The following is a 15248-nucleotide window of genomic DNA, read 5'->3' as shown; positions in this document are numbered from 1 at the left end:
GGGTGCCCGGGGCCTTTGCCCCTCTTATTGATAGCCAAGGATAGCACGGCGCAGGTAGGCGCCCGATTGCGGGTTCAGCGAGCCCAGGCCCTTGAATTCCACCTCGAACATGATCGCGTTGGCCGTGGAGCGGGTGTAGTCGTGCACGTAATGGCGGCCGAGCACGCGGAAGGCGACGCAGCAGCTGTCGTACTCGACGCCCACCGCCGCATCCAGGGTGCGATGCGAATAGGTGAAGGTGCTGAACGACGCACCGTTCGCCAGGGTGACCGGTACCACGTCGCGGCGGGCGAATACCCACCGCGCCAGCGCACGCCAGCGTTCGGACACGGGGTAGACCACCGACGTGTCGAATTGTTCCATCACGTTGCGGCGGTAGCGGTAGGAGAAGTTGATGATGCCGTCGCCCTTGATCCGGCGCTGGATCTGCAACGTGGCCAGGTCGGTGTCTCGGCCCTGCTCGAACGGCAGGCCCTGGTCGTTCAGGTAGGGACTGGCCTTCTTGTTCGGGTTCCACTGGTAGGAACTGTTCAACCGCCACTTGTCGTTGAACTGGACGGCCAGCTGGGCCACGTAGTCGGATTTCTCGAACGTGGTGGGCGCGACGTAGGGCGCGATCTGGACGCGCTGGTCGTTGAAGTAGTGGATCTGGCCGACGCTGGCCGAGAGCCGTTCCACGCCGTTGTCGTCGAGCAGGCGCGTGGTGAGGGCCGCCGTGAGGTTATTGGCGTCCATCTGCCGGTCGGCGCCGGAGAAGCGGTTGGTGGTGAACAGCTGCCAGAAGTCGAACGACATTTCGCTCGTATCGAACAGCGGCAGGTTGTTCTGGTTGCGGTAGGGCACGTACAGGTAGTACAGGCGCGGTTCCAGCGTCTGCGTATAGCCGGTGCCGAACAGGCTCGTCTGGCGGTCGAAGATCAGGCCGGTGTCGAGGCTGGCGATGGGCAGTGAACGCGACGGGCTGCGCTGGGTGTAGTTGAATTTCTGGTAGTCGCTGTCGAGCTGATACCCGGTGTAGCGGTATTCGACGCGCGGGCGCACGAACCAGGACGCGCCCGAGAAGTCGGCGGCGAGGTAGGGGGCAATATCCAGACGATTGCCGTCCACCTGCCCCGGCACGAGCGGGTTGGGATTGACCGGCGCACGGTCCACCTTGCGGAAGGCGACCACTTCGGAATCGACGCCGACGTCGAGCCAGTTGTTGGCCGGCGCGTTGAGGTTGAACGTGCCGCGTGGCCACCGACGGTAGGGCACCACGTAATTGGGCAAGCCGGCATCCACGTTCTGGTAGTCGTCCACGCCCAGCGACGCGCTCCAGTACTTGCCGCCCTTGGATACATAGGCGCTGGACGACAGCAATCCGATCGCCGAGGAATACAGGTCGTTGCTGAAATCGCGGAAGTACTGGTTGTCCGACGCGTGGTTGATGTTCGCGGCGAAGTTGAAGCCGTCGCCCAGGTTCGTCGAGTTGGTGATCTGAAGCAGGTAGCGCTGCGTGGAGCCGTCGCGGTCGCTGGTGCCGCTGATGTCGTCGTCGGGGCCCTTGTCGTGCGCCATGTATTCGAAGTAGACGCGGCCGTTGGTGCGCGGCTCCAGGTAGCGGAACTCGCCGCCCAGCATGAAGCCGCGGTCGGAGTAGTAGCGCGGGTCGATGGTGGCGTCGTAGTTGGGCGCCAGGTTCAGGTAGTACGGCAGCGACAGGTACGCACCCGAATGGCTCGACGAGCCGAAGGTCGGGTACAGGAAACCGCTCTTGCGGCGGTCGTCGAGCGGAAACGTGAAGTAGGGCAGGTACATGAACGGCACGCCCTTGAAGCGCATCGTCGCGCTGCGCGCCACGCCCACGCCCGTTTCCTTGTTGAGGTTCATGGTCTTGGCGCGGAACTCCCACATGCGGCTACCCACGTCGCAGGTGGAATACGAGGCCATGGTGAAGCGCCCGTGCTGGGGGTCCATCACCTTGGCGTGGGCGGCCACGCCGTTGCCGCGCGATTGCAGCAGCTGGTAGCGCACGTTGTCGGCGTCGCCCTGGTTGGGCGTGGTGGTGCCGGTCATGTGATCGGCCGAGACGAGCATGCCCGCCTCCTGGTAGCGCACGTTGCCGCGGGCGTCGTAGGCCGTGGAGTCGGCGTTGTAGGTGACGTCGTCGGCGCGCAGCACCTGGTCGGCGCGCTCCAGGCGGACGCCGCCGGTCATGTGATAGAGGTTGGGCTCGGGACTCTCGACCTTGACGCCGCTGGTGTTGCCGTCGTCGATGCCCGAATGGACGTCGGTGACGGCGGTGTCGCGCAGCGTGGTGTCCTTGGTGATCGCCGGCTCGTAGAAGTCGAGCATCGCGTTCGGACGGCACATCGCGTAGCTCAGCGGACGGGGCGGGCAGATGAAGGAGCCGAGCGGACAGGTATCCGCGACGGGCGCCGTGCCGGCCGCGACGGGTTGTGCGGGCGCCTTGTGCGCGCCCCAGGCGGCGCCGGACACGACGAAGGCGACGGCCGTCGCCAGCAGGCGGCGTTTAGGCAGGATGCTGATGCGTGACGTCACGGGCGGGAGTCTTATCCGTTCAAAGGGCGCCAACTTAGCAGAATCGCCGTCCCGGCCGCACGGTGCGCGTCCCCTGGGTGCGATGCCGGTCAGGAATGGCCTGAGCTTACACCCGCATGTCAGCTTCGCGGGCGGCGTTCGTGCTGCCAGAGCACCTCGCCGTGGCCGCTGCGCCGGGCCAATACCCGGGCGACCACGAAAAGCAGGTCGGAAAGTCGGTTCAGGTAGCGCTGCGCCTCGGGCCGGACGGCCTCGACACGGCCCAGGGCCACCACGTCGCGCTCGGCGCGTCGACAGATCGTGCGGGCCAGGTGGCAGGCGGCCGCCGCCGCGCCGCCGCCGGGAAGGATGAAATCCTTGAGCGGGGGCAGGTCGGCGTTGAATCCGTCGAGCACGGCTTCCAGGCGGTCGATGTCGCGGCCCTGGACCATTTCCATGCCGGGGATGCACAGCTCGCCACCCAGGTCGAAGAGCTCGTGCTGGATCTGCACGAGCGCCTCGCGGATGTCGTCGTCCACCCCGTCGGCGGCGAGGGTCATGCCCAGGGCGCTGTTCAGTTCGTCGACGGTGCCGTAGGCGTTCACGCGAAGGGAGTCCTTGCCCGTGCGGCTGCCGTCGCCCAGGCCGGTGCTGCCGTCGTCGCCGGTGCGGGTGTAGATCTTGGAGAGTCGATTGCCCATCGGGCGATTCTAGCGGCCCGGACCATCGGCGCGGCAGGGGTTTATCATGCGTGCATGACCCCATCCCATCCCATCCTCATCGTCGGCGGCGGCCTGGTGGGCGCCAGCCTCGCCATCGCGCTGGATACCGCGGGCATTCCCGCCACGCTGGTCGAAGCCGCGGCCCCCCGCCTGGGCGACCAGCCCAGTTACGACGAACGCAACCTGGCGCTGGCGCGGGCCACCGTGAACGGCCTGAAGGCCATCGGCGTGTGGGATGTCGCCGCCGCGCGGGCCACGCCCATCCTGCACATCCACACCAGTCGTGCCGGGGACTTCGGCAGCGTGCGCATGGATGCGGCCGACGAGGGCGTCGATGCCCTCGGCTGGACCTTGCCCGCCCGCGAGCTCGGCGATGCGCTGTTGCGCCGCCTCGATCGTTGCCGCCTGCTCACGCGGATGGCCCCCGCTCGCGTCGAAGGCATTCGGGCGGTCGACGGAGGGTGGGCCGTTACGGTGGCGGAGTCCGGCGGCGCGTCGCGCGAGGTCGTCACGCCGCTGCTGGTCGGTGCCGACGGCACCGTTTCCGGCGTGCGTGAGCGGCTGGGCATCGCCGCCAGGGAGCACGATTACCACCAGTCGCTGTTCGTGAGCACGATGATGCCCGAGCGCGACCCGCGAGGACGCGCCTTCGAGCGATTCACCGACCACGGTCCGGTGGCCGTGTTGCCCCTGGCCGAACGGCGCGTGGGCGTGGTGCTCACGGTCGACTCGGCTGAAGTGGGCGCGGTAGCGGCGATGGACGACGCGGCCTTCGCGGCCTTCGCGCAGGAGCGGTTCGGCTGGCGACTCGGCCGGCTCTCGCGGCCCGGCAAGCGTTTCCCCTACGCCATTCGACGCGTGGCGGCCGATTCGGTGGTCGCCCATCGCGCGGTGCTCGTGGGCAACGCCGCGCAGACCATTCATCCGATCGGCGCCCAAGGCTTCAATCTCGGCTTGCGCGATGCGCTCACCCTGGCCGAACTCGTGGCCGATACGGTCGACCCGGGTTCGGAAGGATTGCTCGCCGAGTACGCCCGTCGTCGTGCGCCGGATCGGGACGGCACCATGGCGATGAGCCACGGACTGATCCGCCTGGCCTGCCTCGAGCAGCCGCTGCTCGGCCCCCTCCGCTCGCTCGCCATGTTGGCACTGGACCGGGTGCCGCCACTGCGTCACGCCCTGGGTCGCCGGGGCATGGGATTTCGCGCCAACGCGCCGTTCGCGGTGCGGGAGAAAACACCATGAATACGGTCTGGCAGGACAGTCCGCGTCGCCGCGGCGGCATGGCCGACGTCGCGGTGGTCGGCGGTGGCATGGTCGGTGCCGCCGCGGCGCTCGCGCTGGCTCGGGCCGGATTCGAGGTGGTGCTGGTCGATGCGCGCGCACCGGCGGCGTGGTCGGCCGACGCGGAGCCCGACCTGCGGGTGGTCGGGCTCGCTCCCTCGTCCATTCGGCTTCTCGACGAGGTGGGGGCATGGGACGGCATCCGTCGGGCGCGGGCCTCGGCCTACGAGCGCATGGTGGTCTGGGATGCCGAAAACGGTGCCACGATCCACTTCGACGCGGCGGACGAAGGCCGTGACGTGCTCGGCTACATCGTCGAGAACAACCTCGTGCAGGCCATGCTCTGGCAGGCGCTCGACGATGCGGCCGTACGTCGTGTCGTCCCCGGCGACGTGGTCGCCTACGAGGCGCGCGACGATCACGCCCGCCTCGAACTGGCCGACGGACAGACGATTCCGGCGCGGTTGGTGATCGCGGCCGACGGCGTGCACTCGCCCTTGCGAGCCATGGCCGGCATCGGTACGCATGGCCGCGACTATGCCCAGCGCGGCGTCGTCGCCCATGTGGAAACCGCCTTGCCGCACCAGCGCACCGCGTGGCAGCGTTTCCTGCCTACCGGCCCCCTGGCCTTCCTTCCGCTGGCCGATGGACGCTGCTCCATCGTCTGGTCGCTACCCGACGCCGAGGCCGCCCGCGTGCTGGCGCTCGACGACGAGGCGTTCCGCGACGAACTGGGCGTGGCGAGCGATTTTCGCCTGGGACCGATCGGTGCCGTCACGCGACGCATGGGTTTCCCGCTTCGCCTGAAGCTGGCCGACCGATACGAATCCGGGCGCATCGTGTTGCTGGGCGACGCCGCCCACACCGTGCATCCGCTGGCGGGGCAGGGGGTGAACCTCGGGCTGCGCGACGTGGCCGAACTGCGCGACACGCTGGTCACGGCCCGCGATGCGGGGCGCGACATCGCCGCCACCCACGTGTTGCGCCGCTACGCTCGCCGCCGACGCAGTGCCGACGGCCTCGATGCATGGTCGTTCGATGCGCTGGCGCGGGTGTATGGGTGGAAGGCCTCGCCGCTGGTCGCCGCGCGTGGCCTGGGCATTCGCCTGCTCGACGGTCTTGCGCCCCTGAAGCGGCAACTCATGAAACATGCCGCCGGCGGGTAGGCGTCGCTCCGTTGGATCGCGGACCCTGTCCGCGATTCCTAACGGTGTCGTGGCCTCCCAGCGATACCGAATCGGTCTCCGATGAACAAGGCGCTATGCTCCTGACTTCTTCCCAGGGAGTCACTCCGATGCGTCGCTCGCTGCTTGCACTATCCCTCTTCGTTCTCGGTGGCGCGGGCTCCGCGCACGCCGCGATGGTCGCCAAGCCGGTCCAGTGGACCGACCAGGGCATCACCTACAAGAGCTTCCTGGTCTACGACGATGCCGTGAAAGCGAAGCGCCCTGGCCTGGTGATGGTGCCGAACTGGTTCGGCGTGAACGACATGGCCGTCGCCAAGGCCAAGGACATCGCGGGCAAGGATTACGTGATCCTGCTCACCGACATGTATGGCGAAACCATCCGCCCGAAGAACGAGAACGAGGCGGGTGCGGCGGTGAAGCCGCTCTATGGCGATCGAAAGATCATGCGCGAACGTGTCACCCGCGCCTTGCAGGAGTTGAAGGCGCAGGAGAAGACGGCGCCGATCGATCCGGCCCGCCTTGCCGCCATCGGCTTCTGCTTCGGGGGATCGAGCGTGCTCGACCTGGCCCGTGCCGGTGCCGACGTGGCCGCGGTGGTGAGTTTCCACGGGCTGCTCGCCGACGATTCGAAACTGCCCGGCAACATCCACGCCGCCGTGCTGGCGCTCAACGGCGCCGATGACCAGAACGTGCCGGCGTCGCAGCGCGAGGCCTTCGAGAAGGAAATGGACGCCGCCAAGGTCGACTGGGCATCGACCGATTTCGGCGGTGCGGTGCATTGCTTCACGGAGAAGGAAGCCACCGCCACCACCGGCAACTGCCGTTACGACGACAAGGCGGCCAAGCGGGCCTATGCGGCGATGCGGGCGTGGCTGACCGAGGCGTTCGCCCGGAAAGACTGAGGTTGCCTGGCTATCGCGGACAGGGGCCGCTCCCACCCTACGGTAGGAAGCCTTCTACCGTAGAGGGGAGCGGACCCTGTCCGCGAAGAGCCGACGAAGCGGTGAAGCCGAACGCCTAGAATCGCCGCTCCACCGCGTAGTCCGCCAGCGCCAGCAGGGCGTCCCGGTGCGCCGACGGCGCCAGTACGCCCAACGCCTCCCTTGCCGCCGCCGCATGCGCCGCCGCCTTGGCGTGCGTGCGCTCCAGCGCCCCCGAGTCGCGGATCGAGGCGACGATGCGATCCAGCGAATCCAGGCCGCCATGCTCGATGGCATGGCGCAGGGACGCCAGTTGCTCGGCATCGGCCGACTGCATGGCATAGATCAGCGGCAGGGTGGGCTTGCCTTCGGCAAGGTCGTCGCCGATGTTCTTGCCCAGGGTTTCGGCATCGGACACGTAGTCGAGCAGGTCGTCGGCGATCTGGAAGGCGTAGCCCAGTTCCATGCCGTAGCGGCGCAGCGCGGCCGTCCGCGTGTCGTCGAGGCCGCCCAGGACGCCACCCAGTTCGGTCGCCGCGGCGAACAGCACGGCCGTCTTGCGCTCGATGACCGCCAGGTAGGCCGCTTCGTCGACGTCGGCGTTTCCGATGTTGAGCAGCTGCAGTACCTCGCCCTCGGCGATGGTGTTGGTGGTGTCGGCGAGGATGCGCATGATGCGCATGTCGTCCAGTTCCACCATCAGCTGGAACGAGCGCGAGTAGAGGAAATCGCCCACCAGCACGCTGGCGGCGTTGCCCCACAAGGCATTGGCGGTCTTGCGGCCGCGCCGCATGTCCGACTCGTCCACCACGTCGTCGTGCAGCAGGGTGGAGGTGTGGATGAACTCGATGATGGCGGCGAGCTTGGCGTGCTCCTTGCCCCCGTACCCGGCGGCCCCGGCCGCCAGCACGTGGAGCATCGGGCGCAGGCGCTTGCCGCCGCCGGCGATGATGTGGTCGGCGATGCGGTTGATCAGCACCACGTCCGAGGCCAGGCGGCTACGGATCAACGCATCGACCTGGGCCATGTCGTCGGCGGCGAGGGCGCGGACGCCGGCGAAATCGAGGGAGGGCTGGCTTTCGGCGATGGAGTGCATGGTGCCTTGGGATGGGGTACGGGCGGATCAGCGGACATTATAGGGGTAGCCCGGTTGGGGAGCGTTCACGAAACCGGGCCGGCTTGTCCGATGTTGCCCTCGGCGTCGTGAAGGTCCCGGCCGCGTCGGTACAGGCGGGTGTTTACGGCGAGCCCCCCATCGCAGAAACTACACGGTCCGCCCCCGCACCGGCGCCCCGTCGCCTATATCATCGGAGGGCGCCCTCCGGGTCATCCGGGCGGACCAGACACGCATCACGAGGGAAATCCATGGCACGCGGCATCAACAAGGTCATCATCGTCGGCAACCTCGGCGCGGATCCGGAGACGCGCTACACCGGCAGCGGCACGGCGATCACGTCCTTGCGCATCGCCACCTCCGAGAACTGGACCGACAAGCAGTCGGGCGAGAAGCAGGAGCGCACCGAATGGCACCGCGTGAAGCTGTTCGGCAAGCTCGCCGAAATCGCGGGCGAATACCTGAAGAAGGGCCGCCAGGTCTACATCGAAGGCTCGCTGCGCACCGACAAGTACACCGACAAGGACGGCGTCGAGCGCTACAGCACCGACATCATCGCCAACGAGATGCAGATGCTCGGCGGCCAGGGTGGCGGTGAAGGCGGCGGCTTCGGCGGCGGCCAGGGTGGCGGCCAGCGTTCGCAGTCCCGCGGCAACGCCGGCGGCGGCCAGGGCGGCGGTGGCGGCAACTGGGGCGGCGGTGGCGGCCAGCAGCGCAGCGGCGGTGGTGGCGGCAACTTCGGCGGCGGCTCGCGCGGCGGCGACGACTACGGCCAGCAGCGCGGTGGCGGTGCCCCGCAGCGCTCGGCTCCCCCGGTCAACGAAGGCTTCGACGACGACGATATTCCGTTCTGAGGCGCGTCGTGCCCAAACGGCAGGCGTGAGGAAGAGGCCTCGCTTTTGGCGAGGCCTTTCTTTTTGCGCACGGGCGAGCAGGGGCGGTCCGTTAAACCTCTTCGAGGAAGCACGCATCGAAGCAGCGCTTACGACGGAGACGATCGATGCGCTGTCCATGGATTCTGTGGTGCTGTCTGGCGTCGTTGCCGGCCGTCGCGCATTGCCCCCGATGCGCGGAGATCGCCGACCGGGCCGTGGCCGACGGCTTTACCGGCGTCGTGCTGGTCGGCGAGGGAGGGCGTATCGACTATCTCGCCGCGCACGGCGTGGCGCGGGCTCCCGCGCAGCCGATGAGCGTCGATACGACGTTCCCCACGGGCTCGATGGCGAAATGGGTGGCGTGCATCGTGGTGATGAAACTCGTCGAGCGCGGCCAGCTCGGATTGGACGTGCCCATCGCGGCCTATCTCCCGGACTACCCCGCCGTTGCCGCGTCGAAGGTCACGCTACGCATGCTGCTCAGCCATTCGAGCGGCATTCCTAATACCGTCGACAGCGCCATCAAGGCCGACCCGGGCGTGCGCGAACTGACGTTGGACAACGGCGAAGCGGTACGTCGTTTCGCTTCTTCGCCATTGGCCTTCGAACCGGGCACCGCGTGGGATTACTCCCATGCCAACTGGATCGTGGCCAAAGCCATCGTCGAGCGGGTCACGGGCGAGCCTTACGAGGCGCTGGTGAGGGCATTCGTCATCGATCCGCTCGCGCTAAAGCATGCAGCCACGTTCAGTGGGCCGGCGGCGCGCGTGCCGGGCATGGCCTTGGGCTTCCGTGACGGCGCGTCGTTCGACAAGCCCCTGCCTTCGTTCTTCCTGTTGGCCGGCGGCTACGACACCAGCGCGCCCGACCTCTTGCGGTTGTTCGACGGACTCTTCGGCGGAAAGATTCTCCGCGCGGAGTCGCTGCGCGAGCTCCTGAAAGTCGTTCGGCCTGCGCAGGACTACGCACTGGGTGGTCGCGTGAAACGACTGATCGTCGCGGGCGTCCCACGCACGGTGGCGTGGGAGTACGGATCGGACGGTGCCTATCGGGTGCTGGGCTGGCAGGTGCTGGATGACGGGCACACCGTTATCATCATGAACAACACATCCTACGATCACCAGAAGATCGGCGACCTCGCCCAGGCGCTGCTCGACGCCAGCTACGAGTGAGCGGCGCGGGTCCGATCGCCGGCGGGGGGGGGGCAAAAAGGCGGTCCACGCCTTGCCCGCCGCTGTGGGCGGACGCGTCCACGTCGCTATAGACTTCGGCTGGGCCGGGCGCGCTCTCGCGCCGAGCGGCCTCAGGCAAGACAGGGGGGCGGATGGCTATTCGACGTGGATCCCGTGTTGCGAGCGCGTGGCTTCTGTCGCTCGCTTTGGTCGTCGCGGTGGGCGTGTTCGGCGTACCGGCGCGTTATACACCGTCAGTCTCCATCATCTTGACCGCCGCGCAGCTTCTCCTGATGGGAGGGGCGGCGTCATGCCTGGCGATTCCCGCGTGGCGCACCGGTGAGGAGCGCAGGCGGGCGGCCGTCGTTTCCGGCCTCTTGCTCATCCTGCCCTGGGCGCTTCTCACTCTGATGCCGGGGTACGGTCCGCCGTTTGCCTCGAGCCTGGCGATGAATCACGAGCGTTTCGTCATCCTTTTCGCTTCGACGGCTACGCTTGGCGCGGGCCTGTGGACGATCAAGGATTCGCTGGCGCGCGGCGAAACGTGCGACCGGCTTCTGGCGCCCCTGGGCCAGATCAGCGCTCTCATGGCCGTGTGCATCCAACTCGTGTGGGCGGCCATGATGATCGGCTGGACGATGTCCGAGGCACACAGGCCCTCCGTTTATCTGCCGCTGTACGGTACGCCGCTCGGTAACGCTTCGGACGTGCTGCTTTTCTTCGCCGGGTTGATGACTTACGTGGCGACCGGTTTCTACGCGCTTTCCTTTGCGCGACAGGGCTGGATCCGTCGAAACGTCGCGCGGGTCATCGTGATCGTCGTCGTCGCGGCCATCACCGGCTTGCTGGCGCGCGGTCTGCAGTATCCCGATCTGCCGGATCACTGGTATGCGATGCCGGGCATGATCGTCGGGATCCCGGCCATTCCATGGACCCTGACCTACGTGTTGGGGGTCTTCGCACTCCTGCGTGCCGCCAGGCCCTAACTCGCCCCGTGGGGCGGCGGCAGGTTTCGCACGAACTCTACGAAGGCTTTCAAGGGCGAGGGCAGATGGCGGCGCCCGGGGTAATACAGGAAGGGACCGCTGAACGTCTGACACCACGGCTGCAGTACGGGTACCAGTGCGCCGCTGTCGAGGTGCGGCTGCAGCCAGTCTTCGAAGAGGTGGATGATGCCGAGGCCGCCGACGGCGGCCTCCACGGCGAGGTCGAACGACGCCCCGGGGCGTACGAGCAGCGGGCCGTTCGGATCCACGCGGATGACTTCACCGTCGCGCTCGTATTCCCAAAGGGGCTTCGCGCCCCCCGAGAACTGGCCGCGCAGGCATGCGTGCTTCAGCAGGTCGCTCGGATGCTGCGGTGTGCCGTGCAGGTCGAGGTAGGACGGTGCGGCGGCCGTGACCAGGCATTGCGTGCGCGGGCCGATCGGCAGGGCGATCATGTCCTGCTCCAGGCGTTCGTCGTAGCGGATGCCGGCGTCGCAGCCCGAGGCCACCAGGTCGACGAAGCTGTCTTCGATCATCACCTCGACGCGAACGTCCGGAAAGGCTTTCAGGAACGCCGCCAGGATCGGCGCGAGTACCGTGCGCGCGACGTTGGCCGGTACGTTGAGGCGTAGCGTGCCCGTGGGGCGGTCGCGGTCCTGGTTGACGACGTCGAGCGCGGCGCCCAGTTCGCCAAGGGCGGGAGCGAGCCGTTCGGCCAGGCGTGCCCCCACCTCGGTGGGCGCGACGCTGCGCGTGGTGCGGTGTAGCAGGCGCACGTCCAGCCGGGCTTCGAGTCGCCGTACCGCTTCGCTCAGCCGTGAGGCCGAGGTATTGCCCGCGCGGGCCGCCTCGCGGAAGCCGCCCGCGCGTACCACGGCAAGAAAGGCGATGAGGTCTTGCGGATCGGCGTCCATTGTTCGGATTTCCGTACAGCCCGTGCCGATTCCACCGGATTATCGTGCAACCGGTCAATCCCTATGCTCGTCGGCGTATTCAACCTTGGAGAGGCAGATGAGCAACGTAAGCAAGGCCGGCACCTACGCCCTCGGCGACCGCCGCGTGAACCGCATGGGCTACGGCGCCATGCAGCTGGCCGGGCCCGGCGTGTTCGGTCCGCCGAAGGATCGCGCCGCCGCGCTGGCGGTGCTGCGCGAGGCGGTGGCCTCGGGCGTGAACCATATCGACACCAGCGATTTCTACGGCCCGCACGTCACCAATCAGATCATCCGCGAGGCGCTGGCACCCTATGCGGACGATCTCACCCTCGTGACGAAGGTGGGCGCGACGCGCGGCGATGACGCATCGTGGAATCCCGCGATGCGTCCGGACGAATTGCGCCGGGGCGTGGAAGACAACCTCCGCAACCTCGGCGTGGACGTGCTGGATGTGGTGAATTTCCGCAACATGGGCGCCATCCACGAGCCGGCGGAAGGGTCGATCGCCGAGTCGTTCGGCGCGCTGGCCAGGCTTCGCGAGGAAGGCAAGATCCGCCACCTCGGGCTGAGCAACGTGACGCTCACGCAGGTCAAGGAGGCCCAGGGCATCGCGCCGGTCGTCTGCGTGCAGAACCAGTACAACCTGGTGCAACGAAACGACGATGCCCTGCTGGACGCGTTGCATGGGATGGGTATCGCCTACGTGCCGTTCTTCCCGTTGGGCGGCTTCTCGCCGCTGCAGTCCGACGCGTTGTCGGCGGTGGCCCAACGCCTTGGGGCCACGCCGATGCAGGTGGCGCTGGCGTGGCTGCTGCATCGTTCGCCGAACGTGTTGCTGATTCCGGGGACGTCATCGGTAGGGCACCTGCGCGAGAACCTGGCGGCGGCGGAGCTTGACCTGTCTGAGGTGCTGAGCGAACTCGACGCCATCGGCACGAGGGCCTCGTAGAGACCGCGCCGTACGCCATCGCGGACAGGGTCCGCTCCCACCCTTCGGTAGGAAGCTTGCCTACCGAAGGGTGGGAGCGGACCCTGTCCGCGATGGGGACCCGTCAACGTTCGAGGTACCGCTCGAAGGCATCCAGCGCTTGCGCGCAATCGCTACGGCCGAAGCCGATGCGGAAGCGGTCGGTGGGCGTGGGCATGAGGGTCGATGCGTAATTCGACGCGGGCAGCAGCAAGACGCCCGCTTCCTCCACCAGTCGGTCCGCGAAGGCCTCCACGCCCTCGGCTCCCAGGTAACGCGGATAAGCCACGCAGCCGCCGTCGGGCCGATACCACTCGAAGCGGTCCGCCCAGCGAGCGAAGAAGCGGTCGAGGAGATCGAGGTTGCCGTCGATCGTCGCGCGGATGCGGGCCAGGATCGTGTCGCGCGCTTTCAGGGCGATCATCGCGAGCACTTCCGACGGTCCCGCGTTGCAGATCGAGAGATAGTGCTTGTAGCGCTCCATGCGTTGCAGCACGTCGCGATCGCGGCAGGCGATCCAGCCGATGCGCAGGCCGGGCAGACCGTAGGCCTTGGACATCACGCCCAGCGACACGCCGCGCTCGTAGGCGTCCACCGCGGCCGGCAGGTGCACGGCCCTCGTGGGCCCGAGCTCGCGGTACACCTCGTCGCTGAACAGCCAGATGCCGTGCCGGCGGCAGAGGTCCACCAGGGCATCGAAACGGTCGCGCTCGAGGATCTTGCCGGTGGGGTTGTGCGGGAAGTTGATCGATATCAGGCGCGTGTTCGGGCGGATGGCGGCGGCGACGGCATCGATGTCGAGCGACCAGTCGTCGCGAGGGTCCAGCGCCACGCCGCTCACGTCGCATAGGGCGGCGGGAACGGTCTCCGCCGACTGATAGTTCGGGGTCACCACGATGGCGTGGTCGCCGGGGTCGAGCAATACCTTCATCGCCACGTAGAGACCCTCCTCCGCGCCCGCGAAGCAGAGTACGTCGTGGGCCACGCGTGCCTCGTACAGGCCGGCGATGGTCTGCCGCAGTTCCGGGTCGCCGTAGGTCTGGGTGTAACCCAGGTGCAGCGTGTCGAAGCGTTCGCGGTCTTCGGGGGAGGCCAGGGCAAGCAACGCCGAGAGGCGCATGCTTTGCGCGTCGGACGCGGCGAGGTTGTACCGCGCCGCGAACTCCCAACGAGAGAAGTAGGTTTCCAGGCGGAAGTCGGGAAGGGCGGTCATGGTATGGTTCCGGACGTATTGAGACTATTTGTCTCAGATTTACGAAAAGTATTCAACGGGCGCCGATGCGGTGCCCTCCCGCGGGCGTAGGGATGTCGATACAGTTCGCCGATGACCAACCATCGTTCCGTTCCCTGGTTCCCTGCCCTGGCCGTCCTCGGCTCCATCGTCTCGCTGTCGATCGGCACGTCGTTCGCCAAACGGCTGTTTCCGCTCGTGGGCGCCGAGGGTACCTCGGCCCTGCGCGTCGGGTTCTCCGCCCTGGTGCTCCTTGCCCTGTGGCGCCCCTGGCGCTGGCCGCTCAGCCGTCGCGATGCCGGTTACGTGATTCGCTACGGGCTCACCCTGGGCCTCATGAACCTGCTCTTCTACATGTCGCTGCGAACGATTCCCTTCGGCATCGCGGTGGCTATCGAGTTCAGCGGACCGTTGGCGGTGGCGATGCTGTCGTCGCGCCGTGCGGTCGACTTCGTCTGGCTGGCCTGCGCCATCGTCGGCCTGGCCATCCTGCTGCCGCTCGGCCACGATGCCGCCCTCGACCGGACCGGGGTCCTGTTCGCGCTCGGCGCGGCGGTCTGCTGGGCGCTGTACATCCTGTTCGGCAAACAGGCCGGCCACTTGCATGCGGGGCACTCGGTATCGCTGGGGCTCGTCGCGGCGAGCCTGGTGGTGGTGCCGTACGGCGTGGCCCACGCCGGCGCGAGCCTGCTCGAACCCTGGGTGCTGCTGGCAGGCCTGGGTGTGGCCGTGGTCTCCAGTGCGATACCCATGTCCCTGGAAATGATGGCGCTCAAGCGCCTGCCCAGGGAAACCTATGGCGTGATGGTGAGCATGGAGCCGGCGGTGACCGCGTTGCTGGCCATGGTCCTGCTCGGGGAGCATCTCGTCCCGTCGCAATGGCTGGCCATCGGGTTCATCGTGACGGCCTCCGTCGGCAGCACGATGACCGTCGGGCGAGCCCCGCCGCCATCGGCGGAACTGGCCGGGTAACGGCTCGAACGACCTTTGCGGACGGGTAATCGACAACTCATACGTGGCTAGTCTTATCGGCGATTCGCAGGACACGAAGGCGCTCGATGGCGCCGTGAACCGTGCCTGTACGCCGATGTTCGGACCCCCGCGCTTCCCGACCACCGCTCGTGGATCATACGTTTGCGTGATAATCGTCGGCGTCGCCGCCGAGCCGTCCCGCCATATCGCCCGGCATCGCGCGATTCCGGGGTGTAAATTGCAACTTCGTAATGACAAAATGATTCGCCGACCGCGTGCGTGAAGACCCGATTCCTCTGAAAATGAGCGAGAACGTGTCTTGCCACCGGCCGGACTCGCTTCACCGTTGTCCGATCCTTTCGC

At 67.5% G+C, this 15248-nt stretch carries 13 protein-coding genes; 8 read left to right on the top strand and 5 right to left on the bottom strand.

The genetic code is table 11. The features are described from left to right. Positions 1-24: 24 nt before the first annotated feature. Both L2Y94_RS17620 and L2Y94_RS17615 read right to left on the bottom strand, forming a co-directional pair. Positions 25-2541 carry an LPS-assembly protein LptD gene (locus L2Y94_RS17620; protein WP_247370300.1) on the bottom strand — a complete coding sequence of 839 codons (2517 nt, stop codon included), beginning with the start codon at positions 2539-2541 and terminating at the stop codon, positions 25-27. A 119-nt stretch (positions 2542-2660) separates the two neighbouring features. Beyond that, positions 2661-3221, bottom strand: a complete 561-nt coding sequence (locus L2Y94_RS17615) for a cob(I)yrinic acid a,c-diamide adenosyltransferase (protein ID WP_247370297.1) — start codon at positions 3219-3221, stop codon at positions 2661-2663. Between the two features lie 54 nt (positions 3222-3275). Here L2Y94_RS17615 and ubiH point away from each other — a divergent pair, with 54 nt between their 5' ends. From ubiH to L2Y94_RS17600, 3 genes are all read left to right on the top strand, one after another. After that, on the top strand, positions 3276-4487 hold the full coding sequence (gene ubiH, locus L2Y94_RS17610) for a 2-octaprenyl-6-methoxyphenyl hydroxylase (protein ID WP_247370281.1): 1212 nt from the start codon (positions 3276-3278) through the stop codon (positions 4485-4487). After that, entirely contained in the window at positions 4484-5692 is a 1209-nt protein-coding gene (locus L2Y94_RS17605) for a UbiH/UbiF/VisC/COQ6 family ubiquinone biosynthesis hydroxylase (RefSeq protein ID WP_247370278.1), read from the top strand. Before ubiH ends, L2Y94_RS17605 begins: the two co-directional genes overlap by 4 nt. 128 nt (positions 5693-5820) lie before the next feature. Beyond that, on the top strand, positions 5821-6615 hold the full coding sequence (locus L2Y94_RS17600; protein ID WP_247370275.1) for a dienelactone hydrolase family protein: 795 nt from the start codon (positions 5821-5823) through the stop codon (positions 6613-6615). 115 nt (positions 6616-6730) lie between these two features. Here the strand turns inward: L2Y94_RS17600 and L2Y94_RS17595 are convergent, their stop codons facing one another. Next, positions 6731-7729, bottom strand: coding sequence for a polyprenyl synthetase family protein (locus L2Y94_RS17595; RefSeq protein ID WP_247370272.1), 999 nt, complete (start codon positions 7727-7729; stop codon positions 6731-6733). Positions 7730-7998: 269 nt separating this feature from the next. On the opposite strand from L2Y94_RS17595, the gene ssb reads away from it, so the two are divergent. The 3 genes from ssb to L2Y94_RS17580 all read left to right on the top strand — a co-directional run bounded on the left by ssb (position 7999) and on the right by L2Y94_RS17580 (position 10780). After that, entirely contained in the window at positions 7999-8601 is a 603-nt protein-coding gene (ssb, locus tag L2Y94_RS17590; protein ID WP_247370270.1) for a single-stranded DNA-binding protein, read from the top strand. Positions 8602-8747: 146 nt separating this feature from the next. Further along, the gene (locus tag L2Y94_RS17585; RefSeq protein WP_247370259.1) at positions 8748-9794 is read left to right on the top strand and encodes a serine hydrolase domain-containing protein; all 1047 of its coding nucleotides are present in this window, start codon (positions 8748-8750) and stop codon (positions 9792-9794) included. A 152-nt stretch (positions 9795-9946) separates the two neighbouring features. After that, positions 9947-10780, top strand: coding sequence for a hypothetical protein (locus tag L2Y94_RS17580; RefSeq protein WP_247370257.1), 834 nt, complete (start codon positions 9947-9949; stop codon positions 10778-10780). Here the strand turns inward: L2Y94_RS17580 and L2Y94_RS17575 are convergent. Then, entirely contained in the window at positions 10777-11694 is a 918-nt protein-coding gene (locus tag L2Y94_RS17575) for a LysR family transcriptional regulator (protein ID WP_247370250.1), read from the bottom strand. The genes L2Y94_RS17580 and L2Y94_RS17575 overlap by 4 nt on opposite strands. A gap of 97 nt (positions 11695-11791) precedes the next feature. On the opposite strand from L2Y94_RS17575, the gene L2Y94_RS17570 reads away from it, so the two are divergent. After that, positions 11792-12664: an aldo/keto reductase family oxidoreductase gene (locus L2Y94_RS17570; RefSeq protein WP_247370249.1), complete on the top strand. Its 873-nt coding sequence runs from the start codon at positions 11792-11794 to the stop codon at positions 12662-12664. 103 nt (positions 12665-12767) lie between these two features. Here the strand turns inward: L2Y94_RS17570 and L2Y94_RS17565 are convergent, their stop codons facing one another. After that, positions 12768-13895 carry an aminotransferase class I/II-fold pyridoxal phosphate-dependent enzyme gene (locus tag L2Y94_RS17565; RefSeq protein ID WP_247370248.1) on the bottom strand — a complete coding sequence of 376 codons (1128 nt, stop codon included), beginning with the start codon at positions 13893-13895 and terminating at the stop codon, positions 12768-12770. Positions 13896-14006: 111 nt separating this feature from the next. Here L2Y94_RS17565 and L2Y94_RS17560 point away from each other — a divergent pair, with 111 nt between their 5' ends. Next, a complete protein-coding gene (locus tag L2Y94_RS17560) occupies positions 14007-14885 on the top strand; it encodes an EamA family transporter (RefSeq protein WP_247370246.1) in 879 nt (292 codons plus the stop codon). Positions 14886-15248: the final 363 nt, after the last annotated feature.

It is taken from the genome of Luteibacter aegosomatis (assembly GCF_023078455.1).
In the GTDB taxonomy this organism is placed as follows: Bacteria; Pseudomonadota; Gammaproteobacteria; order Xanthomonadales; family Rhodanobacteraceae; genus Luteibacter; species Luteibacter aegosomatis.
The sequence above is the reverse complement of the archived record's forward strand: the minus strand, read 5'-3'. Positions and strand labels throughout refer to the sequence as shown.